The following is a 22363-nucleotide window of genomic DNA, read 5'->3' as shown; positions in this document are numbered from 1 at the left end:
GTCGCGCGGCAGTCTCGCCCGGACGGCCCATGCCCTTGCAAGTTTGATGATGCATTCGCGGACTCCAATCCGATGAGAGGACTGGAGTCCGCGAGACCCGGTGCTACTGGAAGGTCACCTTGCCATTGCGCTGAAGACAGACATGCGGCGTTCCATCCGTGGGGCGGATGGCGATGCTGGGCCGGGTGCCGTCCTGGATGGTGCCCAGCTGGGTGTATGTCCAGAAGCCGCGCGCGTCCGGGGTGATGAGCTCCAGCGTCGTCCCATGGCGCTGGGCGATGACGGGCTTGCCCGCGCTGTACGCCAGGTCATTGGAGCCGGCGTTGTAGTCCCCCTGGGACGTGCGCGCGGTGCTGGTGGACAGGGGCGTGCCGAGCGTGACGTCGAAGAGGCTGCCCCAGGCGCCGGTGGGTGTCCCGTTGGCGAGCACCAGCAGGTGCTGGTCCGGCGTCAGCGCCAGGGAGGACCAGCTGGTGATGGAGGAGAGCCCGTTCAGGGAGAAGGTCTCCACGACGGTGCCCTTGACGGCGGTCAGCAGGTTCCGGTTGGTGAAGTAGAGCGTGCCCGCCGCGTCGAAGAGGGCCTCGCTCGTCATGGCGCCCTGGAGGAACAGGGGCGTGCTCCACGTGTTGGTGCCGGTGCGGGCGGTGATGCGCGCGCCCGACGTGCTGTCGCCGTAGGCGATGACGGGCTGGTGGCCCTGGGTGGGGTTGAGCGTGACGGACAGGTTGACGGCGTTGGTGCGCTCCGCCACGTCCACCACCTCGCGCACCCAGGTGCCGCCGACGCGGGTGGCATACGCGACACGCATGAGCTCTCCTCGTCCCTGCTCTCCGTTGCCCTTGAGGTAGGCGACGTGCGGCGTGCCGGTGGCGGGCTCGACGGCGATGACGGGCTTGAAGGTGAACTTCCCCTCGTTGTTGAAGCCCGCGCCGTCGATCTGCTCCGTCGTCCACGACGTGCCGTCCCAGAGGCCATACCAGAGCGAGCGGTGGGTGTCGTTGAAGTAGACGATGTGGCCCCGGCCGGCGGTGTCGAACGTCAGCTCGCAGAAGCCGCCCGTCACGTCCGGGCTCGGGTCGATGACGGTGTTGAGGAGCGTGTCCGTGGTGGACTCCACGTTGAAGTGGAACTCGCCCTGGGCCTTCTTCCCCGACTGCGTCTCCACCGAGACGGACAGGGTGGCGACGCCCTTGGGCGGCAGCTTCCAGGTCACCCGCTCCGAGTCCGGCTCGAGGACGCCGGAGGTGGCGCTCCAGCTCACCGACCTGAAGACCTCTCCGGAGGCGGAGACCTTGAAGCGCTCGGCCGCGCCCTCGACGAAGCCTCCCTGTCCGCCTTCCCGCTCGATGAGCAGCGCCAGCGTGTTGTCCGTGCGTGAGGGGATGACCTGCGTGGGCGCGTCGCCCGGCTCACCGGCGCAGGCGGTGAACAGGCTCACCGCTCCCGCCACGAGCAGCCTCTTCATGATGTTGTTGCGCTGCTTCAATGCGTCGCTCCTGGCTGAATGGGCTGGCGAGGGCATCCCGCCAGTCCGACACGGTCGTCGTGTCGGGCTCCTTCAACGGCTGTCATTGCGGAAGGGTCTATCCGGATACAGATGCAATGGCGGAACAGGAAATGCGGTGGCGGCTGGAACCTCGTGTGTGCTTCGCGCGTCGGAACCCGTCCGGGGTGTGCATGTGCTTCCGGGGGGCGGTCTGGTAGACGGGGGGCATGAGTCGACGACGTGCCCCGGAGGACCTCTCCGCGTTGTTGGGAGAGCCGAAACCGGACTGGGAGCGCCTCACCCAGGCGCTCAAGAAGCTTCCGGAGGACGTGGACCCGGCGCTCGCCGCGGGGGCGGCGCTGCACCTGCTCCCAGAGGACCGCTCGTCCCTCTGGGCCTTCGGGCGTCACTGTCAGCAATTGCCCGCGCCGGTCATCCGCGCGGTGCTGGAGCGGCTCGCGGACGACCTGCGTCCGGGGGTGTTCTTCCTGCGCGAGAGCGTGGACCTGGAGGGCTCGGATGAAGCCCTGCGCGAGTCGTGGCGGATGGCGCTCCAGGGGTTGTTGGATTTGGACGTGACGTATGGCTGGGGTTCGAGGCAGCGCAAGGCGAAGCTCCAGGGGCTGGCGGCGAACCCGGTGTTGCTCCAGTCCCTCCAGACGGTGGTCGTGGCCAGCGAGGAGGTGTCCCGGGACATGCTGGCGGTGTTGACCATCGACGCGTCCGAGGCCTCGCTCGACGCGCTCATCCCCCATGTCGAGCGGGCGGTGCAGCGCCAGGGGTGGGAGCTGGACCGGCTGGAGGACCTGCGGACGCACGCGCGCTCCACGCCGGCGTTGGAGGCCCTGTTCGAGCGGATGGAGGCGGTGCTCCAGGCGCGCCGCGCGCGCTCGCCGGCGCTGGAGCTGGCGCGGGCGCTGGGCTTCGGCGAGCCGGGCGTCTTCTGGTTCAAGCTGTATGCGACGGGCGGGGAGGAGGGGGACGAGCGCTCGATGACCTATCGTCACCACTGTCACCTGTCGGTCGACAGCCGGGCTCCGGACTGGCTCAGCTTCTCCATGTCCTCCTGGGACTCGGACGGGGAGCCGGGGGGGAATGTCCCGGTCTACGACCTGGATGGCACGGGGCTCCAGAACGACACGCTGGGGCTGGGGGCCTGCGAGCCCACGCGCATCCCCGAGTGGATGGCCCGGGCCGCGGAGCGGTTGAGGACGGAGTGGCACTTCGAGCAGCGCGCGGTGATGACGAGCCTGAGGGGCCGGCAGCGCACACGGCTCTTCGGGTGGCTGACGGGGCGAAATCCTCCGGGAAAATAGACCGATGATTTCCGGCCGGGTCGGCAGTCAGAGGGGTAGAAACCTCATCCCACCCCTGGAGACACCCATGAAGCCCAGCCGTCCCCGCAAGCTGTTCCTCAACCTGCCCGTCGCGGACCTGAAGCGCTCGGTCGATTTCTTCACGAAGCTGGGCTTCGAGTTCAACAAGGACTTCACCGACGACAGCGCCACCTGCATGGTGGTGGGCGAGGACGCGTACGTGATGTTGCTGACGGATGCGCGCTTCAAGGAGTTCATCAAGAAGCCGCTGCACGACGCGACGCAGAGCACGGCGGGGACGTATGCGCTGTCCGCCAACAGCCGCGCCGAGGTCGACGAGATGGTGAAGATTGCCTTGTCGTCCGGAGGCTCGAAGGCCGCGGACGCCATGGATTTGGGCTTCATGTACGGCGGTAGCTTCTACGACCCGGACGGCCACCACTGGGAGCTGGCCTTCATGGAGCCGGGGCAGATGCCGCCGCAGTAGCACGGCGGCCCGTGGGCTCAGGGCCCGCCCACCACGCTGGCCTGGGAGGCTGGCGCCTTCGCTTGTCCTTCCCTGCGTCGGCGCCAGTACAGGAAGACAGGGACACCCGCGCCGAGCAGGAGGGTGCCCTTGAGCGCGTTGAGGGGATTGGACGCGGTGGAGCCCACCACGACGTAGAGCGCCGCCGCGATGAAGAGCAGCGGCGTGAGGGGATAGCCGGGCACCCGGTAGGACACGCGGGGCGCCTGTCCCCGCTTCTCCCGGGCGCGGTAGACGAAGAGCGTGGCCGCCGTGGCGCCGAAGACGAGCCAGTCCGCGAACACCACGTAGTCGAGCAGCTCGCCGTAGGTCCCCGTGCCCGTCAGCAGGATGGCCCACGCGGCCTGGAAGATGATGGCCGCCGCCGGCGTGTGGTGGCGCGGATGCAACCTGGCCATCCACGGGAAGAACAACCCGTCCGCCGCCATCGCCTGGTACACGCGCGGCGACACCAGGATGACCAGGTTGAGGAAGCCGAAGGTGGAGAGCGCCACGCCCGCCGTGATGAACGTGCGGCCCGCCGGGCCCAGGAGGTGCCCCAGCGCGTCCGCCGCAGGCGCCGTGCTCGCCGCCAGTCCCCCGGCACCGAGCGTGCGCAGGTAGGTGAGGTTCGCGAGCAGGTACACCCCCACCACGCCGATGACCCCCAGCAGCAGCGCGCGAGGCAGGTTGCGCTCCGGGTCCACCAGCTCCTCCGCCACGAAGTTGGTCTGCTGCCAGCCGCCATAGCTGAAGAGCACCGGCACCAGCGCCGCGCCCAGCGCCAGCACGATGGAGTCCGGCGGCTCGGGCGCCACCGTCTGCACTGGCGCCGCCCCCGACAGCAGGAGCCCCGCGCCCACGAGCACCGCGAGCGCCACCAGCTTGAGCACCGTGAAGACGTTCTGCGTGAGCGCCCCCGGCCGCACCCCGAAGGAGTTGATGCCCGACAACAGGACGATGGCGCCGATGGCCAGCGGGAGCCGGTAGTCCGCCGGCCACCCCGTCCACGCCAGCGTGTAGTTGGCGAACGTCACCGCCACCGCGGCGATGGCGCCTGTGGCAATCATCAACAGCAGGCCCCACGCGTTGAGGAACGCGGGCAGCTCGCCGAAGGCGTCGCGCAGGTAGACGTAGCTGCCCCCGGCCTTGGGGATGCGCTGCCCCAGCTCGCCGTAGATGAACGCCCCGATGAGCGCCACGCCGCCGCCGAGCAGCCACGCCCCCAAGGTGAGCCCTGGGGTATGTACGCGCTGGGCGACGATGGCGGGGTTGAGGAAGATGCCCGAGCCGATGATGCCGCCGATGACGAGCATCACCCCCGAGAACAGCCCCACCCGCCGCGAATAGCTTCCACCCGACGACGCCTTGGCCTCATTCGCGGCAGGAGCGCTCATGCCCCCCGAGCATAGTCCGGGCGCGAGTACCTCGCGACGAAGCTGCCGTCAAAGGGTCGGTCGGCAGAAACACCCCTGCGCCACGGACCACATGCAGCAGGTGGATGCCTCTTCACAGGCCTCCTTGGTTTTGCCGGAGCATGAGCACGTGGCGTCCGACGCGCAATGAGCCCCGCCGCCCTCCGCGCACAGCGCGTCAACGATGCCCGCGCGGCACTCCGGGTCTGACCCGGCGTTGCATTTCGTATCGCCACAGTCCGCGTCCAACAACCCACAGCCCGAGAGGAAGACGGCCAGGAACAGCAGGGAGGCGAGAAGGAAGGAGTGCATCTGCCAGGCTCTACCGAAGCCTTGTTCTCATTCACATACCCCGCGAGGAGTAGAGTGTTCCCGACCCCTCCCGCGGTGGGAGGCATTGCCGGAGGAACCCATGTCGCGCGGGCTCACCTTGATGCGGCTGGCCGTGCTCATCCCCGCTGTCGGCGCGGCGGGCCCCGTGGGCGACGCGAAGCGACTGGTCTCGCTCGAGGTCTCCGACGGTCCCCGGTGAGTTCGCTCCGGACGCCACGCCGCAGAAGTACCAGGGCCCGCACGGCCTGAGCCCCCAGTCCTTCGCGGACACCGTCCGCGCTGCGCTGAAATGGCGAGAGGCCTCGGGACGGTCGTCGAAGCGGGCGTGTCCCGAGCGTGTCCTTCAACCTCATCGACTGGAACCGTCACACCCATGTCGGGACTGACGCTCCACTCCAGCGCGCGTGTCCTGGGGACTCCAGGCGCGGGGGGACAACACCCTGGACGTGGCGACGGCGCCCATCGTCAAGGTGGAGGCCCGGCTGTGGCCGCCTCGCCGCCCCCATCAATCAGGCTTCTGGGGCGCGGCTCCAATGTCAGCCAGCGCACAGTCTTCCTGGACTCACGGCGTGCGTCGGGGCTTTTCGTTCGGGTGGTGCGGACACCATCTTCCAGGAATGGAGCCCCGGGCCGAATCCCCAGGACGAGCGAAGGAGGAGGACCGCGCGCGCGCCACCATCCTCAACGTCAATGACACGCCCGCGGTCCTCTACCTCACCAGCCGCATCCTCACGGTGGCCGGCTACCACGTGGTGGAGGCGACCAGCGGAACGGAGGCGCTGCGGCTGGCGGGCGGCCGTCCGGACATGGTGTTGCTGGATGTCCACCTGCCGGACGTCGACGGGTACGAGGTCTGCCGGCGCCTGCGGGCGCGCGAGGAGACGCGCGACCTGCTGATTGCACACCTGTCCGCCGTCTCCGTCAGCCGCGAGGACCGGCTGCGCGGGCTGGCTCAGGGAGCGGATGCCTACTGGACCACCCCCCTGGGGGATGACGAGCTGCTCGCGAACGTGGAGGCGCTCCTGCGCCTGCAGTCCCGCGCCCAGGCGGCGGTGCACGCGCGCGACGAGTTCCTGTCCATCGCGGCGCACGAGCTGCGCACGCCGCTGACGGCGCTCCGGCTCAACCTGGAGCGGCTGGTCCACCACCTCACCCGGGTTCCCGGTGACGCGGTGGCGCGGCGCACCGTGGAGGCGAGCACCACGCCCGCGCTGCGGCAGCTGGTGCGACTGCAGCAGCTGTTGGACACGCTGCTGGACGTGTCGCGGGTGGGCAGCCGCAAGCTGCGGCTGGACATCGAGGTGTTCGACCTGGCCGAGGCCGCGCGCGAGGTGGCCGGGCGGCTGGCGATGTCGGCCCGCGCGGCGGGCACCGAGCTGTCCCTGGCGCTCCCCCTGGGGCCCGCGCTGCTCATGGGAGACCGGCTCCGGCTGGAGCAGGTCATCAGCAACCTGCTCGCGAATGCCTTCCGTTATGGGGATGGCAAGCCCATCTGGCTCACGGTGGAGGAGCACCCGGACGCGCTGTGGCTGAGCGTGACGGACCAGGGCATCGGCATCGCGAAGCAGGACCAGTCGCGCATCTTCAACCGCTTCGAGCGCGCGTCGAGCACGGGCCGCGCGGACGGCCTGGGCCTGGGCCTGTTCATCGCGAGGGAGATCGTCGTCGCCCATGGGGGCACGCTCACCGTCGAGAGCGAGCCGGGCCAGGGGGCGACGTTCCATGTGACACTGCCCCGTCATCGGACGGCGGCCTACTGATGGATTGAAAGGAAGGCGTGTCGTGTCCTCTGAAGGTGGTGCCGGCGCGAAGAAGACGCTTCATCCTCGGCTGGAGACGGGGGTGCCCCGGCTCGACTTCATCACCAAGGGTGGGCTCATCAAGGGCGCCTCGTACGCGGTGCTGGGCCCCCCGGGCTCGGGCAAGACGGTGCTGGCGCACCAGATTGCCTTCTGGCACGTCAAGCACGGCGGCAAGGCGCTCTACGTGACGCTGCTCACGGAGTCCCATGCCCGCATGCTCGCGAACCTGGAGGGGATGTCCTTCTTCGACGCGAGCGTCATCCCGGAGAAGCTGCACTACATCAGCGGCTACCGGCAGCTGGAGTCCGAGGGGCTCAAGGGGCTGTTGGAGCTGGTGCGGCGCGCGGCGCGTCAGCACCAGGCGACGCTGCTCATCCTGGACGGCATGGACGTGGCGAAGGACCTGGCGCGCGGCGATTTGACGTACAAGCGCTTCCTGCAGGAGCTGCAGACCTTCATCGGCATCCTGGGCTGCACCACGCTGCTGCTGTCGCCGCATGACCCCGCGGAGCTGCTGCCGGAGACCACGGCGGTGGACGGCATCTTCGCGCTGTCGCTCTGGCTGTCGGGGCCCCGGGCCGTGCGGGAGCTGGTGACGCTGAAGTTCCGGGGCAGCGACGCGCTGCTCGGCAAGCACGAGCTGGAGATCTCCGACCGGGGCGTCATCGTCCACCCGCGCACGGAGGTGCAGTTCGCCGACCCGGTGGAGCAGGTGGAGGGGGAGCGCGTCCGGATGGGCTTCGGCGTGCCGCGGCTGGACGAGTCGCTCCATGGGGGGCTCCTGTCGGGCTCCACCACGATGCTGTTGGGGGCGCCGGGCACGGGCAAGACGCTGCTGGGGTTGCGCTTCCTGCTCGAGGGCGCGCGCCAGGGGCAGCCCGGGGTGTACTTCGGCTTCTATGAGACGTCCCAGCGGCTCATCGAGAAGGCCGAGGGCGTGGGCATGGGGGACTTGCGCAAGCACGTGGACGCGGGCCTCATCGAAATCCAGTGGCAGCCGCCCCTGGAGCACAACATGGACGCGCTCGCGGAGCGGCTGCTGGAGCGCATCCATGAACGGAAGGTGAAGCGCCTGCGGCTGTTCGTGGACAGCGTCGCGGGCTTCCGCTCGGCGGCCGTCTATCCGGAGCGGATGAGCCGCTTCTTCTCCGCGCTGTCCCATCAGCTTCGGATGCTGGACGTCACCACGCTCTACTCGGACGAGACGGCCCTGTTCACCCCAGGCGTCGAGGTGCCGCAGCCGGACGCCACCGCGTACGTGGAGAACGTCATCCTGCTGCGCTACGTGGAGCTGCGCTCGCAGCTGTACCGGTTGATCTCCATCATGAAGATGCGGGAGAGCCAGTACGACAGCGGCATCCGGGAGTTCTCCATCACGGACAAGGGCATCACCGTGGCGGACACCTTCGAGAGCGCGGAGGCGGTGCTGACGGGGCACGCCATCATGACGGAAGGCGTGCGGGACGTGCGGCGCAAGGCGCCGATGGGCGAGAAGGCGAAACCGCGCAAGCGGCCCCAGCCGAAGGTCCGGCGCAAGCCCGCGCCTCGGAGGCGCTCATGAAGACGGTGCTGGTCGTCGACGACGAGATGGACATCGCGGACGCGGTGAAGTCCATCCTCGAGGACGAGGGCTACCGCGTGGTGACGTGCGCCAATGGGCGTGAGGCGCTGGACTGTCTGGAGGAGGTGCGGCCGGACCTCATCATCATCGACGTGATGATGCCGGTGATGAATGGGTTCGAGGCGCTGCGGGCCATCCGGCAGCGCGAGGAGTTCGCGGGGCTGCCGGTGCTCATCATGAGCGCCATCGACCCGTCGGTGCGTCCGGCCGAGTACGACTGGGCGGGCTTCCTCAAGAAGCCCTTCTCGCTCAGCCACCTGCTGGAGCAGGTGCACAAGCTGGTGCCGCTGGCGGCGTGAGCGGGACGACGGTGGCGGCCGGCCGAGGTGGGGCTGGCGCGCCACCTGAGGGGCGGCCACGCCTTGCTCCATGCCTTCATCGCCCGCCTCGTCTTGCTTTGAATGGGGGCCAGCAAGGCCCTCGCGAGCGGGGGCTGTTTTCACCGGATGTGCCAGGACTTCCTGCTCTTGTGCTGGTGTGGGGTGACCGAGGTCCCCTCCCCACGGTGGGAGCAACCTCGCGCCGCCGGGCCGCTTGTTGGGCAAGCCTGTTCCCCGAGGGCCGTGGGCTTTTGCCCAGCAGAAGGGAAGAGGTCTTCTCATCGGGTCCGGCGCGAGGTCCCCGCGCCGTGACATGGAGGCCCGGTGGGTTCCCTTCGGTGGGGAACCGGACCTCGTTGGAGGGGAGCGAGGGCCTCAGCCCGACGACGTTTCGGTGTGCGTCGAAACATGGCCCCCGCGGCGGCGCGTAGAAGCACGTCCATGATGCCGCTGCATCCTGTCGCCGCCGCCACACACCTCGACCCGTATCCGTTCTACGCCGAGCTCGTCGCGACGCGTCCCTTCTATCGGGACGCGGCCCTCGGACTCTGGGTGGCCTCCAGCGCCCGAAGCGTTCGGGCGGTGCTGACGTCCCCTGCCTGCCTTGTCCGGCCCCGCGCGGAGCCGGTGCCACGGATGTTCGGAGCGCTGGCCTCCGGGGCGCTGTTCGGGCAATGGGCCCGGATGAACGACGGGCCTTTCCACGGGGTGGTGCGCCGGGGGCTCGGGGCGCTCATCGAGCGGTGGAGGGCCGCGCCCGGCGTGGACGTGCGTGCCAGCGCGCGACGACTGCTGCGCGAGGGCTCGCTCCAGGAGTGGGTGTTCGGGTGGCCGGTCCATTCCGTCGGGGCGCTGTTGGGGCTGGCGCCTGGGACGTTGTCCGGGGTGGCGGAATGGACGGGGGAGCTGGTGAAGGGGCTCGTCCCTGGCGCAGGGGACGCCGTGGTCCTGCGAGGCGGGCTCGCGGCGGAGCAGCTGCGCGCGGAGGTCCGCTCGGCCCTGGAGGCCCAGACGGCGCGAGGGGGCGAAGGAGGGCCGCTGGCGTTCTTGCGGAGGGAGGTCGGCGCTTCGGCGGACGCCGCCGCGAGCGTGGACCCGGAGCGCCTGGTCGACGTGGTGGTTGCCAACGCCATCGGGCTGCTGGTGCAGACCCATGACGCGACGGCCGGCTTGATTGGCAACACCCTGCGAGCCCTGATGCGGGAGCCCTCGCTGCTCGCCGAGGTGGCCGGCCGACCGGCGCTGCTGCCCCAGGTGCTCGATGAGGTGCTGCGATACGACCCGCCGGTGCAGAACACGCGCCGCTACCTCGCGGAGGACACCGTCCTCGAAGGCCACGCGCTCGCGGCGGGGGAGGGTGTCCTGGTCGTGCTCGCCGCCGCGAATCGCGACGCGCGGGTGCACCGCGAGCCCCACCGCTTCGACATCCATCGCGAGCCTTCCGCGCGGCTCTCCTTCGGCTGGGGCGCGCATGTCTGTCCTGGTGCGCGTCTCGCGACGTCCCTGGCGGCGGGGGCCCTGGAAGTCCTGCTCGCCACGGACCTCGCCCGGCATCGCGACGCCTTCGAGGACGTCCCCTTCCTGCCGTTGCCCAATGCCCGAGTACCCCTGCTGCCCGCGCTCCGGCTCGCGCCCGAGGAGGTTGGATGATCGCCGTCATCTTCGAGGTCCAGCTTCGCAAAGAGGGGAGGCAGACCTACCTGGACCTGGCCGCGGGGCTGCGGCCGCTGCTCTCCCAAATCGATGGCTTCATCTCCATCGAGCGCTTCCAGAGCCTCTCGGATTCCAGCCGCCTGTTGTCGCTCTCGTTCTGGAGGGACGAGGCGGCGGTCGAGGCCTGGCGTCGACTCGAGGCCCATCGCGCGGCTCAGGCGCAGGGGCGCGACGGGGTCTTCCTGGACTATCGGCTGCGGGTCGCCAGCGTCCTGCGCGACTACGGCCTGTCGCGGCGCGAGGAGGCTCCGGGCGACAGTCGGAAGGTGCACGGCTGACGTCGCCTGCCCCGAGCCCGGGCGCGCGCCGGGTTGCCCGGGCCAGGCGAGGGCTCCAAGCTGCGGCACTGATGACGAACACACAGGGAAAGAGGGTCGACTCGGCCTCGAGGGTCATCGCGGCGCCGCCGGCCAGGCTGTATCAAGCGCTGCTGGACCCGGAGGCCGTCACGAAGTGGCTTCCCCCCAAGGGGATGACGGCGCGCCTGCGGGCCTTCGAGCCACGTGCCGGTGGCGCCTATCGACTGACGCTCACGTATGACGAGGCGCATCACTCCGTTCCAGGCAAGAGCTCGGCGCACGAGGACGCCGTCGAGGGGCAGTTCGTGGAGCTCGTCCCGGACCAGCGCGTCGTCCAGCGGTTCGAGTTCGAGTCGGAGGACCCCGCCTTCGCGGGGACGATGACGATGACCTGGACGCTGACGCCCGTCGGCGCCGGCACCGAGGTCTCCATCCGCTGTGTGGACGTGCCCGAGGGCATCCGGCAGGAGGACCACGTCGTCGGGATGTCATCCACGCTCGAGAACCTCGCGACGTTCGTCGAATAATCCAGCCATGCAACACCAGGCGCGCGGTCGTCCCTGACTCAATGGGGCGGCCCGCACCTGAGTGTGGTTGGGATTGAGGCACGCCGCGGATTCGTGACGGTGAGAACTGTCTTCACTTGCGGTGGCGTCTGACATATTTCGCGCGCCGCGCTCCCCCGAGCGCGTCATCCCATCCATCAACCGAGAGAGGCCTCCCATGAAGAGTCTGGCTGGATTCCTTGTCGTCGCCGCGATGCTGCTGACCGGATGTGAGCCCGCGCAGAATGATGCTCAGCTCCACGAGGCCCCCGCGTCGGAGACCGTCGGACAGCAGGAGTCGGCGCTCGGCGCCGGTGACTGTACGGTGAGCCTGCAGTGCGCCAATGGCGTGACGGCCTCGTGCTCCGGAAACAATCGCCAGTGTTGGCTCGACCCGGACGGGCTCGAGCAGGTGTGGTGCAATGGCAGTCCCTATGGCTGTCGCTTCGTGCCGGCGCCGTGCGGCTGCGCGCGGGACAACTGCTGCTCGGAGCTGTGCGCGCTGGACCCGGACTGCGGCACCTGCACGCCGGGCCGCTCCTGCACGTCCAACGCCCAGTGTGGTGGCACGCTGTCCGGACGCTGCAACGCCGTCACCCGCACGTGCACCTGCATCATCGGCGTGGACGCCGAGCGCGAGAACTGAGCGCGAAGGGGTAGCACCGCGTCCGTGAGGCGTTGTCGCCCCTGGACGCGGGCGGGGGGAGGGTGAACAATCCCGCGCTGGATGCCTCCCCCTGCTTCGCCCGAGCCCGCCGCCGGAGTCCGAGTCCCGATTCCGCGCCCGGCGTGGGCCGTCGTCGGCGGTGCCCTGGCCCTCACCTGTCTCTTCTTCTACCGGGCCGTCTTCAGCGCGCAGGTCTTCATCGCGCGGGACATGCTCCTGGTCTACGCGCCCTTGCGGCGCTACTGGGCGCAGCGGGTCCTCGGAGGGGACTTCCCCGGCTGGTATGCCTTCGACGGGCTGGGGCAGTCGTTCGCGGGCATCATGCTGTCCGCGCCCTTCCATCCGTCGCAGTTGCTGGGGCTGCTGTTCTCCACCGGCGTGGCGATGAAGCTCACGGTGCTGGCGTGTCCGCCGCTGGCCCTGCTGGGCACCTACGCGCTGCTGCGGCTGTACGACGTGCCACGGGGCGGAGCGTTCTTCGGGGGGCTCGCCTTCGCCTTCAGCGGACACCTGGTGTCGCTCACCAACAACCTGGCGTACCTCCTGGCGGCGGCCTCCCTGCCCGCGGCGCTCTGGGCCGCCGAGCGTTTCCTGCGCGTCGCCACCCCCGCTCGCGCCGCCGTGGCCGCCTTTGGTGTCGCCAGCGTGCTGCTGGCCGGTGACACGTGGAGCTATGCCTTCGCGAACGCCTTCGTGTTGCTGCTCGCGGTGACGGGCCGGGGCGCCTTGCGGACTCGCGTGCTCCGCGCGCTGGGGCTCGTGGCGATGGGCGCGGGGCTGGCCGCGCCGCAGCTGTTCGCGGGCATGGCGGTGTTCGCGCACGGGGCCCCTGGCGCCAGCTCGCTCGAGGACGCACAGCGCTGGTCGCTGGACCCGTGGCGACTGCCGGAGCTCGTCCTGGGGCCCTACCTCGCCAACCCCGCAGTGGAGCGCGCCGTCCCCGAGGAGGTCGTGAAGCCGCTCTTGAGCACGGGTGGCTTCTCCACGCTGTGGACGGACTCGGCGCTCGTCGGGGTGCCGGTGCTGGTGCTCGCGGTGGCGGGGTTGATGTTCATCCCCTGGAGGCGCTGGGCGCCGTTCGCCGCGGTGTGGGGGCTGGTGCTGCTGCTCGCGCTCGGGGCCGCGTTGCCCGTCTATGGGTGGCTGCATGACGTGCTGCCGCTGTGGCGGCCGTTCCGCTATCCGGAGAAGCTCGTCGCGCACCTGACGTTGGGGCTCTCGCTGCTCGCGGGCTTCGGGTGGAAGGCGTTGGTGTCCTCCGAGCCACGGGCGCGCCGCGCGGCCTGGGTGGCGGGTGGCCTGTCCGTGGGGTTGCTCGCCGTGGCCCTCGCCGAGCGCTGGGGCGCGGTGTGGTCTTCCGCTTTCGTCGTCGCCCGTTGGCCCCAGGTGCCCGCGGAGACATTGGAGACGTTGTCGCATGCGTTCAGCGACGCCGGCTTCATCGCGGCGGGCCTCGCGCTGGGTTGCGCGCTCGTGTTGCCCGGGCTCGCGGGCTCGTGGCCTCGGGCCGGGGTGTTGATGGCGCTGCAGCTGGGCGCGGCCTTCACGCTGAACGAGCCGCTCTACATCCTCGGCTCGGAGGAGCTGCTGGACAGTCCCCCCACGCTCGTCGAGGCCGTGCGCGAGCACGCCGCGCGGACGGGAGACTCCGCGCCCCGCGTCTCCTCTCGCCTCCAGCGCTTCCAGTTGCCCCAATTCGAGGGCTTCGAGTTCCAGGACAGCGTGGCGTTGATGTCGCGCGCTTCGTTGATGCCGGACACCCCCGCGCTGTGGAACATCGGCGCGGCGGGGGCGTATCTGCCCGCGGTGAGCGCTCGCGTGAAGGGGCTGCAGCTCGACGCGCCCGCGCGCTTCACCCAGCTGGAGCCGCTCTATGGCGTGCGGTTCAGTGTGTATACGTCCGCGTCCTACGCGGGGCTGGAGCCCAAGCCGGGAAGGGTGTTCGCACGCGACGAGGTGTTCGAGCTGGTCCTCGTCGAGCATTCCGACGCCCTCCCGCGACTCTTCGTCGCGAGGCCTCGATGTGTGTCGGACGAGAAGGCCGCGCTCGGGCTCCTGGGCACGGAGGCCTTCCGTCAAGGTACCTGGGCCGCGGTGGAGTGTGGCGTGGAGCCGCTCCCCGCCTCGAGCGAGGCGCCGCTGACAGGGCGGGTCCTCATCGAGCGCGACACCCCCGAGCACCTCGTGGTGTCGGTCGAGTCATCCGAGGACGCGGTGCTCATCGTCAACGATGCGTTCCAGGCCGGATGGACGGCGAGCGTGGACGGTGTGCCCACTCGGGTGCTCCCCGCGAACGTGGCCGTGCGGGCCGTCGCGGTGCCCTCGGGGCGTCACCAGGTGGTGCTGCGCTATCGGGTCCCTGGAGTCGTGCCGGGGTTGCTGCTGTGGGGCGTGACGCTCGTGGGGCTGGCGCTGGCCGAGGGCTGGCGTCGTCGGCGTTCTCCCGCTTTACGGTGAACGCTGTCCATGGAGTGAAGCCCCCGTGCGAGCGCGTCTGGCGAAGCCCGTTCGCGGCCCTCCCGGCGCCCGCCCGCCTGCCCGCATCCGGTCCTCGACTTCACCCACCCTCCCGACGATGATGGCCGCGCGCGTCAACCGAGCCACATGGAAACCCCAAGAGCTGAACGACCGCGCCGGCGGTGGGCTCGACTCCTCGCGGGCGTCCTGCTGAGTCTCGTCGCGCCCGTCGCGCTGGTGCTCATCGTGGCGCTGGTCGTCGTGCACAACCTCGACCGTCCCTGGCTGAAGTCGCACGTCGTCTCGCAGGTGGAGTCGGCCACGGGCATCCAGGTGGACTACCAGACCACCCAGGTGTCGCTGCTGTCGGGCCTGCGGTTGGAGGGCCTGGTGGTGCGCACGCCCGCTGCCTTCCAGCGCGTCGCGCCCGAGCTGCTGCGCGTGGGGACGTTGGAGGCGAAGTGGTCGCCCGGCTCGCTCATGAGCGGCGGCACGCTCATCGAACACGTGGCGGCGCGCGAGGTGACGGTGGCCCTGGTGGCCGACGACGCGGGGCCCACGTCCCTCTCGGAGCTGACGGGACCTCCCGCGCCCGGGCCCGTCCCCGAGGAGCCCTCGCTCGGGCTCTCCCGACAGCTCGCCTCGCTGCTCGCGTCCGCGCCCCCCGTCGCGCGCGTGGACGTGTCGGGCGTGTCGCTGGCCTGGCTCCGAGTCCAGGATGGCGTGGTGGTCGACCGTTGGTCCGTGCGCGGGCTCGGACTGGGCGCCGAGGTGAAAGAGCGGGACGGCGCCTGGAAGCTCTTCGCGAACCTGGGCCAGACGGGCGCCCCGTTGCCGCTGGAGCTGAGTCGCGAAGGCACCCTGGCTCCTCCGGCGCGCGCGGAGCTGGCGCTCGCGCTCGCGGTGGAGGCGGGGGCCACGGCCGCTCGCGCGCGGGTGGACCTGGACGTCGCGCGACAGACCTTCGACCCTCGGTTCTCGGTGCGCTCGTTGCTGCATGGCGCGGTGTCCGCGCGGTTCGACGCGGGGGCGCGCCGCACGCTCCTGGAGCTGGAGCGCACGGGACTGACGGACAGCGCCGAACTCCAGGCCGAGCTGGTGTTGCCGGATGACTCGAGCGTGGCGCCCGTCGTGACGCGCGCCCTGGCGGACGTGGACCTCGCGAAGCTGCTGCGGGTGCTGCCGGGGGACTGGCGCCCGTTCACGCTCGAGCGCGGCGAGGTGCGCCTCGACGCGCGAGACGTCACCCTGGGCGCGATTCCGCTGCTGGGGGCCGAGGGCAAGCTCGGGCTGGACGTCGAGCTCACGTCGCTGCGGCTGGCCCAGGACGGGCTCACGGTGGCGCTGGGTGATGGACGTGTGTCGCTGGCGGCCACGCCGGATGCGCGGCAGGGGGTGTCCGCGCTGCTGACGTTCGCGCTCCAGAAGCTGGAGGTCGACGGGCCCGCCACGGTGCGCGTGCCGAAGGCGCAGGGGGAGCTGAAGGGACAGCAGCTGAGGCCCGAGCCGTCCTCGCCGCTCCAGGTGGCCGGGGACGTGGCGCTGTCCGGTCTGGTGGAGGCCGTGGACGTGAACGTCCCGGGCTTGCGCGCGAAGGCCCAGCGGTTGGGCTTCCAGCTCCAGGCGCCGCTCGCGGGCAGGCCGCCCTTCTCGCTGCGCGCGGACCTCCCCGTGGGCGCGCTCGAGGTCGTCACGGCGGAGGGGCTGGAGGTGCTCAAGGGCCCCGTGCACGTGAAGCTCGATGCGTCGCAGGTGGTCCCCAACGTGGACGAGCCGCGCCTGACCCGGGCCCGCGGCCGGCTGGTGCTGGACGTCGGCGCGATGCACGCGACGCTGGACGCCACCAAGGGCGCGGATGACGTGGCGTACACGCTCGCCTTCGAGACCCCGGACCTGGTCGCGGCCCGGCCCTTCATCCCCAACGACGTCGCCGCGCGCATCCCCTGGAAGCAGCTGGGGGTGGGCGTGTCGTCCCAGGGCAAGGCGACGGCGCTCTTCTCCGCCGCGCCCCGCGTGGACCATCGCACCGAGGTGCGCGTGCGGAAGCCGGGCTGGGATGACGTCTCGGCGGGCAACGTCACCGTCGTCGCGCGCTCGCAGGGGGATGCGTGGCGACACAAGGGCGAGGTGGAGCTGCGCGTGGACGGGCTGCGCGTGGGGGAGACCGACGGTGGGCCGCAGCGTCACACCTTCACGGTGGACCTTGACCGGCGCAAGCCGACGGTCAAGGTGGGCGTCACCAGCCAGGAGGGCGTGAAGGCCACCGTCGATATCGCGCTGGCGTACGAGCGCAAGACGCGCGCGCTCCAGGGAGAAGTGAAGGCGGACCTCCCGCCGCTCGGCACGCTGGCACCGCTGCTGGCCCTGGCCCAGGTGCCCAAGGAGCTGAACGCGTCGCGGCTGGGCGTGAAGCTGGACGTGAATGGCACGTTGCTCGGCGTCGTCACCGGGCTCACCCCGGACGGACTGCCCCGGTTCTCACCGGAGCCGCTGCGGACGGGCAGCTTCGCGGGCAAGGCGGTGGTGGACGTGCAGGGCTTCCGCTGGCGCCAGGATGCCTTGACGGTGAACCTCCCCGGGTTGCACTGGGCGGTCGACTCGCACGTGGACGGCCCCAATCGGACGATTCACAGCGACATGACGGTGGAGAAGCTCACCGTCGCGATGGCCGACAGCCGGCTGTCCCTCGCGGACCTCTCCAGTGACACCACCGCCACCTTCACCGACAAGCTGGAGGCGGAGGACATCGAGGTGACGCAGCAGCTGACGGTCCGCTCCGTCGAACAGAAACCGGCGCTGCCCTATCCGGTGCAGGACCTGGCGTGGGCCTTCACCGCGCGCCGCAAGCCCACGGGCGTCATCCATGTCCCGGAGCTGAAGGTGATCAACGGCGGGACGAGCACCGAGCTGAGCATCAAGGGACGGCTCGACCTGGGGGAGGAGCGGCGGAGGCTGGGGCTTCGCGGGGAGCTGTCCCAGGACCTGTCCAAGCTCGCGCGGCCCGGCGTCCTCGAGAGCAGCGGCCACGTCAAGGTCGACTTCCGCGTGGCCTCGCCCGACCTCACGCTCTTCAGGACGCGCGCGAACCTGCTCCTGCAGAACGTGAACGCGCGGATGCCCGAGGCGGACTTCGCCGTCGAGGCGCTCGATGGCAACGTGCCGCTCTCCGAGGACGTGCTCTACACCGACGGGCAGGTGCGGCTGTCGAGCGACATCGACGTCAATCCGTACCCGATGCTCCGCTTCGCCGACCAGCACCCGCTGCTGTCGCGCAGCGGCTACGTGTCCGCGAACAGCATCACCACGCCGTTCGCCACCATCGCGCCCCTGGCGGGCAACCTGTCCATCGACCAGCACGTGGTCTCGATGACGCAGCTGGAGATGGGCGTTCGCGGCGGGCGCATCACCGGCCAGTGGCTGCTCGACTGGCAGGGCAAGGACTCCAGGCTGGAGGCCCGCGTGCGCGCCACCGGCGTGCAGTCGTCCCGGGGCGAGCCCTTCGACGGCAACGCCGCCGTGGTCATCTCCGCGAAGGACCGCAGCATCAACGGTCGCGCGGAGATTCTCCGCATCGGCAACCGGCACCTGTTGGACCTGCTCGACCTGGAGGACCCTCGCCACATCGACCCGGCGACCAACCGGGTCCGCTATGCGCTGACGCTGGGGTATCCGGACCACGTGCGGGTGAGCTTCAACCACGGCTTCGGCAGCCTGCGCATCACCATGGGCGGGCTGGCGAAGCTCATCAGCATCAACGAAATCCGGGGCATCCCCATGGGCCCCATCGTCGACCAGCTCATCAAGTCGATGACGCTGACGGAGGCCTCGCCATGAAGACCCGCGCGTTGTTGCTGTGGGCCGCCCTCGTCGCTCCCGGGTGCATCAGCGCGCCGGAGATCGTCATGGTCGATCGCGCCACGGCGCTCGAGGAGCAGGCCTCGGGCTCGTTCAAGGACGTGGAGCAGCGGCTGGCGCGCGCGGGCATGAACCCGACGCCGGTGCCGCTCACGCCCAACCAGCTGGAGGAGCTGGGCGTCCAGCCCGCGCCCCTGGTGGAGAACCTGGGCAAGACGCAGGCGGACCGCGTGGACGAGCTGCTCCGACGCCACTGCGTGGGCGAGGGGAAGGACGGGCTGCTGGTGGAGAGCCGCCGTCGCTGCCGGGCCGGGCGCCTGACGGCCGATGACGTGGCGCTGGTGGAGCGGGTGAACCGCTCGCGGCTGCAGCTGTGGAAGTGGATGCGCACCCAGCGCCCCGACGCCTCGGAGGAGGTGCTGCGCCAGAGCTGGCACAAGGTGCACGCGGAGGGCGTGGTCTGCGGCGGTCAGGTGGAGGCCGCGGACGGCACCTGGGGAGAGAAGAAGTGCTGACGTCCCGGGACACCAAGGTCCTGCTCCTGGCCGCGCTGCTCGCGCGAGGCGCCTGGGCCCAGGACGACGAGAACGACGGAGGGCTGCGCACGCCCTCGCGGCTCACCGTGGGCGTGGGGGACCAGTTCCTGGGGCAGCTGTCGCCGGACGGGAACACGCTCATCTTCGCGTCCAACCGCAACATCGCGACCGAAATCTACGTGCAGGACCTGGAGAAGGGCCGCGAGCGCCGCCTCTTCGACGAGGGCGCGGACGTGACGTGGCCGCGCATCAGCCCCGACGGCAAGCGCCTGCTCTACATCTCCTTCCGGGACCAGGCCGGCGGTCAGCTCTGCATCCGGGACCTGCCCTCGGGTGAGGAGCGCCGCTGCCTCACCGAGGAGGCCAACGCGCTGCAGGCGGAGTGGATCGACTCCGCGAGCATCGCGCTGGTGAGCCGGGCCACCATCCAGGGCGACCTCAAGCTGTCGCGCGTCCGGCCCGGCGCCGCGTGGAGCGCGAGCCCGCTCCTGGAGCGCAACCTCACCAGCCCCACGCTCTCCCCGGACGGGCGCTGGCTGGTGTACGTGCCCGTCGAGCGCTCCGTGAAGCAGGTGGGCCCGGGCTTCGCCGCGCGCGCCGCGCCGCACCTGGAGGCGCTCCGACTGGATGTCCCCGGCGCGAGGCCCGTGAAGCTGGCGCTGGACCTGCCGGGGCAGAGCGGCCAGCCCGTGTTCTCACGCGACGGGCGCTTCTTGTACGTGGTGCAGTTCTTCACCGACTCCAACGCGGACGGCACCATCGACGCGAGCGACAGCGGCGTGCTGTTCCGCGCGCCGTTCTCCCCGGAGCGCGACGACGCGCCCGCGCTGGCCGCCGCCTCCAGCCCGGACCAGCTCACCGGCGCGTCGTGGAACTGCCAGTACCCGGCGCCGGCGGCGGAGTCGCTGCTGGCGACGTGCTCTCGCTCGCAGTCGCTGGACGTGTACCAGCTGCCCCTGGATGGACAGGTGCCCTCTGCCTGGGATGTCCCCCGGCTCAACGAGGAGCTGAAGATGGTGGGGCGGCGCGCGGACCAGCTGCTGCTCTACCGCCACCGGCTGCTGCTCGAGGAGCGCCCCCGGCCCCGCCGCTTGTTGATGATGCGGCTGTCCATGCTGCACCTGGCGTTCGAGGACTTCGGCGCGGCGGAGTTCTACGCCGAGCACATGGGCGCGGTGAGCGACCCGGCCACGCTGGGGCTGGAGGGGCCGCTGCGTGTCCTCATCGACCACCGGCGCGCGATGAAGGAGCGCGAGCGGGGCCGCATGGTGGAGGAGCTGAGCGTGGCGGAGCAGCAGCGCATGGCCGCGCTGGAGCCCGCCAACGCGCCCAGCCCCGCCACGGCCGTCTTCCAGCTCGTGGTGCGCAGCGAGCTGGCGGACGCGGCGGGGGACTTCACGCTGGCGCGCCAGGAGCTGGAGTCGGCGCAGGTGACGGACACCACGCCGCGCGCGGTGCTGGAGGCGTACTACGAGCGGGCGGACGCGCTGTACCGCAAGCTCGATGACCGGATGGCGCTGGTGGACGTCGGCCGGCGGCTCTCCGTGCACAAGATCTTCAAGGCGGACGACCAGCTCGACTTCGCGATCGCCGCGGTCCGCGCCCTGTACCGGGGCCGGCCCTACGCGGAGGCGGAGACCCTCCTCGCCGAGGCGCTCGCCCGGGCGCCCGAGGGCTCCGCGCACGCCTTCGCCCTGGAGCTGGGGCAGCACATCATCGCCTTGAGGCAGGAGCGCACGCCGCGCGCCGTCCGCGAGGCCCTGCTCGCGTTCTACCGCCGGCAGACGGACCCGCTGCGTCGCCGGGTCCTGGTCCAGGAGGCCGTGGAGCGCGCGGCGAGCCTCGGCGCGGACGGCGTGCTGGAGGCCCTGGCCACCGTCTACGTGGACGATGCGCTCGTGGGCACCGAGGACCGGCGTCGGGCGGAGCGGCTGTTCCGTCGCGCGCTGATGGGCCGCGCGTATCGCCGGCTGGCGCGGCAGCGCCAGGACGAGGCCCGCGCGGACTTCGACCTGGTGACGAAGCGCACGGGCTCGCTGGAGAGCGCCGTCGAGTCCATGAACCTGCGCCTGCGCGCCGGCGTGAGCCACGACGTGGTGGAGAAGGAGATGACCACCACGTCGGAGAAGAGGGTGGAGCCGCTCCGGCGCTTCGTGAAGGCGTACCTGCTGGCGCGCAAGCTGCCCAAGCTGGACGACAAGGCGCACGCGCAGGCGGTGAAGGACGCGGTGGCCCAGCTGCGCGCGGCGTGGCCGGAGCTCAAGAACCAGCGCGCGGTGCAGGCCCTGTACGGCGCCATCCAGCACGAGGACTTCCTGCGCGGCAAGAACCCCGCCGCCGCCGAGCGCGCCAACCGGCACTACCTGGTGGCGCTGGACCTGGTGCGCAACAACGTGCGCTACAAGGCGATGATTCTCGGCGCGCTGGGCCTGCTGCACACCCAGGTGGGCAACCACCACATCGCGCTGGGCTACCTGGAGCAGCGCGACAAGCTGCCCTACGTGGACAACTGGGCGGGGCTGGCCGTGTCGCTGGCGCGCGCGCGGGCGCTCTTGCACGTGGGGCGCGAGGAGGACGCGGCGAAGGCGGCGGACGCGGCGCTGGCGATGGTGCGGGCCACCGAGAAGCAGGCCCGGTTCCTGCCGCTCGCGGTGGACCGCGCCGCGCTCTACCACCTGGCCGCGGGCCACTTCGAGCGCGCGCTGGAGCTCTACGACCAGGGCCTCCCGCTGGTCGAGGCCCTGCCCTCCGACGAGGAGGGGCTGCGCAACCGCCTGGTGATGCGGCTGGCCCGCTGCGCCGCCGCGCTGGGCGCGGGCAAGCCCGAGCGGACGCTCGAGGACCTGGCGCGCGTGGAGAAGGACCTGGCCCACCCGGCCGTGCGCTCCGCGCTGAAGTGGGCGCACTCCTCGCCCGAGCACGTCCACCGCTCCTATCGCCTCATCGCCGCGGGGCTGCGCGCGAATGCCCACACGCGTCTGGGACAGTTGGAGGCCGCGGCCCAGGCGCTGGAGACGCGCCGCGCGCTGTTCCTGGAGCAGTTCGACGAGCTGGACCGCGACGAGGACCTCCGCTCGGTGACGCTCGCGGAGCTGCGGCTGGCCGAGAACGCGGTGGACCGCCAGGCCCCGGCCCACGCGGCGCGCTGGTTGGGCATGGCGCTGGAGCACGCGGACACGCTGGTGGCCCGCACGCATGCGCCGGTCGATGCCGGGCAACTGGACGTGCTCTGGTTCGCGGCCCAGCTGCAGGCGGATGGGCGCACGAAGCTGCCCTTCGACGTGTCCCAGCGGATGGCGGGAGCACGGCGCACGCTGCTGGAGCAGAAGGACCCGACCTGGCGCGCGTACCAGGCCTGGTTCGAGGTCTACACGGCGCTCGAGGCCCACCCCGCCCCAGGGGGACGGGAGGCGCTGGTCCGGCCGACGCAGCAGTGATGACGGGACACCTCCCGCGGCGCGTGCTGGCCCGCGGGAGGTGCCTCGGAGGC

At 70.9% G+C, this 22363-nt stretch carries 15 protein-coding genes; 13 read left to right on the top strand and 2 right to left on the bottom strand.

Features of this window, described 5'->3' with window-relative positions; translation table 11 throughout:
- Positions 1–103 precede the first annotated feature (103 nt).
- Entirely contained in the window at positions 104–1489 is a 1386-nt protein-coding gene (locus OWM54_RS07800; RefSeq protein ID WP_267697082.1) for a hypothetical protein, read from the bottom strand.
- A gap of 227 nt (positions 1490–1716) precedes the next feature.
- On the opposite strand from OWM54_RS07800, the gene OWM54_RS07795 reads away from it, so the two are divergent.
- Both OWM54_RS07795 and OWM54_RS07790 read left to right on the top strand, forming a co-directional pair.
- Positions 1717–2805, top strand: a complete 1089-nt coding sequence (locus OWM54_RS07795; RefSeq protein ID WP_267697081.1) for a hypothetical protein — start codon at positions 1717–1719, stop codon at positions 2803–2805.
- A 67-nt stretch (positions 2806–2872) separates the two neighbouring features.
- The gene (locus OWM54_RS07790; RefSeq protein ID WP_046712380.1) at positions 2873–3292 is read left to right on the top strand and encodes a VOC family protein; all 420 of its coding nucleotides are present in this window, start codon (positions 2873–2875) and stop codon (positions 3290–3292) included.
- 17 nt (positions 3293–3309) lie between these two features.
- On the opposite strand, the gene OWM54_RS07785 is transcribed toward OWM54_RS07790, so the two are convergent.
- On the bottom strand, positions 3310–4707 hold the full coding sequence (locus OWM54_RS07785) for an APC family permease (RefSeq protein WP_267697080.1): 1398 nt from the start codon (positions 4705–4707) through the stop codon (positions 3310–3312).
- A gap of 968 nt (positions 4708–5675) precedes the next feature.
- On the opposite strand from OWM54_RS07785, the gene OWM54_RS07780 reads away from it, so the two are divergent.
- The 11 genes from OWM54_RS07780 (at position 5676) to OWM54_RS07730 (ending at position 22310) form a co-directional block, all read left to right on the top strand.
- A complete protein-coding gene (locus OWM54_RS07780; protein ID WP_223748922.1) occupies positions 5676–6818 on the top strand; it encodes a hybrid sensor histidine kinase/response regulator in 1143 nt (380 codons plus the stop codon).
- A 22-nt stretch (positions 6819–6840) separates the two neighbouring features.
- Complete coding sequence (locus tag OWM54_RS07775; RefSeq protein WP_267697079.1) at positions 6841–8421, top strand: ATPase domain-containing protein; 1581 nt, start codon at positions 6841–6843, stop codon at positions 8419–8421.
- A complete protein-coding gene (locus OWM54_RS07770; RefSeq protein WP_141332369.1) occupies positions 8418–8780 on the top strand; it encodes a response regulator in 363 nt (120 codons plus the stop codon). The genes OWM54_RS07775 and OWM54_RS07770 overlap by 4 nt, the downstream gene beginning before the upstream one ends.
- 462 nt (positions 8781–9242) lie before the next feature.
- A complete protein-coding gene (locus OWM54_RS07765; protein WP_267697078.1) occupies positions 9243–10451 on the top strand; it encodes a cytochrome P450 in 1209 nt (402 codons plus the stop codon).
- On the top strand, positions 10448–10792 hold the full coding sequence (locus tag OWM54_RS07760; RefSeq protein ID WP_267697077.1) for an antibiotic biosynthesis monooxygenase family protein: 345 nt from the start codon (positions 10448–10450) through the stop codon (positions 10790–10792). Before OWM54_RS07765 ends, OWM54_RS07760 begins: the two co-directional genes overlap by 4 nt.
- Positions 10793–10863: 71 nt before the next feature.
- Positions 10864–11340 (top strand): SRPBCC family protein, encoded by a 477-nt coding sequence (locus OWM54_RS07755; RefSeq protein WP_223785287.1) that lies wholly within the window; start codon positions 10864–10866, stop codon positions 11338–11340.
- Positions 11341–11536: 196 nt separating this feature from the next.
- The gene (locus tag OWM54_RS07750; RefSeq protein ID WP_223748927.1) at positions 11537–12004 is read left to right on the top strand and encodes a hypothetical protein; all 468 of its coding nucleotides are present in this window, start codon (positions 11537–11539) and stop codon (positions 12002–12004) included.
- A gap of 81 nt (positions 12005–12085) precedes the next feature.
- Complete coding sequence (locus OWM54_RS07745) at positions 12086–14482, top strand: YfhO family protein (RefSeq protein ID WP_267697076.1); 2397 nt, start codon at positions 12086–12088, stop codon at positions 14480–14482.
- A gap of 147 nt (positions 14483–14629) precedes the next feature.
- A complete protein-coding gene (locus OWM54_RS07740) occupies positions 14630–18316 on the top strand; it encodes a hypothetical protein (protein WP_267697075.1) in 3687 nt (1228 codons plus the stop codon).
- Positions 18313–18852, top strand: coding sequence for a DUF1318 domain-containing protein (locus OWM54_RS07735; RefSeq protein ID WP_267697074.1), 540 nt, complete (start codon positions 18313–18315; stop codon positions 18850–18852). Before OWM54_RS07740 ends, OWM54_RS07735 begins: the two co-directional genes overlap by 4 nt.
- Positions 18846–22310, top strand: a complete 3465-nt coding sequence (locus tag OWM54_RS07730) for a hypothetical protein (RefSeq protein WP_267697073.1) — start codon at positions 18846–18848, stop codon at positions 22308–22310. Before OWM54_RS07735 ends, OWM54_RS07730 begins: the two co-directional genes overlap by 7 nt.
- Positions 22311–22363: the final 53 nt, after the last annotated feature.

Origin of the sequence: Myxococcus sp. MISCRS1, assembly GCF_026626605.1 — a bacterium.
In the GTDB taxonomy this organism is placed as follows: Bacteria; Myxococcota; Myxococcia; order Myxococcales; family Myxococcaceae; genus Myxococcus; species Myxococcus fulvus.
The sequence above is the reverse complement of the archived record's forward strand: the minus strand, read 5'-3'. Positions and strand labels throughout refer to the sequence as shown.

What these genes read in the sequence shown, in the direction of transcription:
- OWM54_RS07795 (WP_267697081.1), top strand. Translation starts at nt 1,717, where the DNA reads ATGAGTCGACGACGTGCCCCGGAGGACCTCTCCGCGTTGTTGGGAGAG.
- OWM54_RS07790 (WP_046712380.1), top strand. Translation starts at nt 2,873, where the DNA reads ATGAAGCCCAGCCGTCCCCGCAAGCTGTTCCTCAACCTGCCCGTCGCG.
- OWM54_RS07785 (WP_267697080.1), bottom strand. Translation starts at nt 4,707, where the DNA reads ATGAGCGCTCCTGCCGCGAATGAGGCCAAGGCGTCGTCGGGTGGAAGC.
- OWM54_RS07780 (WP_223748922.1), top strand. Translation starts at nt 5,676, where the DNA reads ATGGAGCCCCGGGCCGAATCCCCAGGACGAGCGAAGGAGGAGGACCGC.
- OWM54_RS07770 (WP_141332369.1), top strand. Translation starts at nt 8,418, where the DNA reads ATGAAGACGGTGCTGGTCGTCGACGACGAGATGGACATCGCGGACGCG.
- OWM54_RS07765 (WP_267697078.1), top strand. Translation starts at nt 9,243, where the DNA reads ATGATGCCGCTGCATCCTGTCGCCGCCGCCACACACCTCGACCCGTAT.
- OWM54_RS07760 (WP_267697077.1), top strand. Translation starts at nt 10,448, where the DNA reads ATGATCGCCGTCATCTTCGAGGTCCAGCTTCGCAAAGAGGGGAGGCAG.
- OWM54_RS07755 (WP_223785287.1), top strand. Translation starts at nt 10,864, where the DNA reads ATGACGAACACACAGGGAAAGAGGGTCGACTCGGCCTCGAGGGTCATC.
- OWM54_RS07750 (WP_223748927.1), top strand. Translation starts at nt 11,537, where the DNA reads ATGAAGAGTCTGGCTGGATTCCTTGTCGTCGCCGCGATGCTGCTGACC.
- OWM54_RS07745 (WP_267697076.1), top strand. Translation starts at nt 12,086, where the DNA reads ATGCCTCCCCCTGCTTCGCCCGAGCCCGCCGCCGGAGTCCGAGTCCCG.
- OWM54_RS07740 (WP_267697075.1), top strand. Translation starts at nt 14,630, where the DNA reads ATGGAAACCCCAAGAGCTGAACGACCGCGCCGGCGGTGGGCTCGACTC.
- OWM54_RS07735 (WP_267697074.1), top strand. Translation starts at nt 18,313, where the DNA reads ATGAAGACCCGCGCGTTGTTGCTGTGGGCCGCCCTCGTCGCTCCCGGG.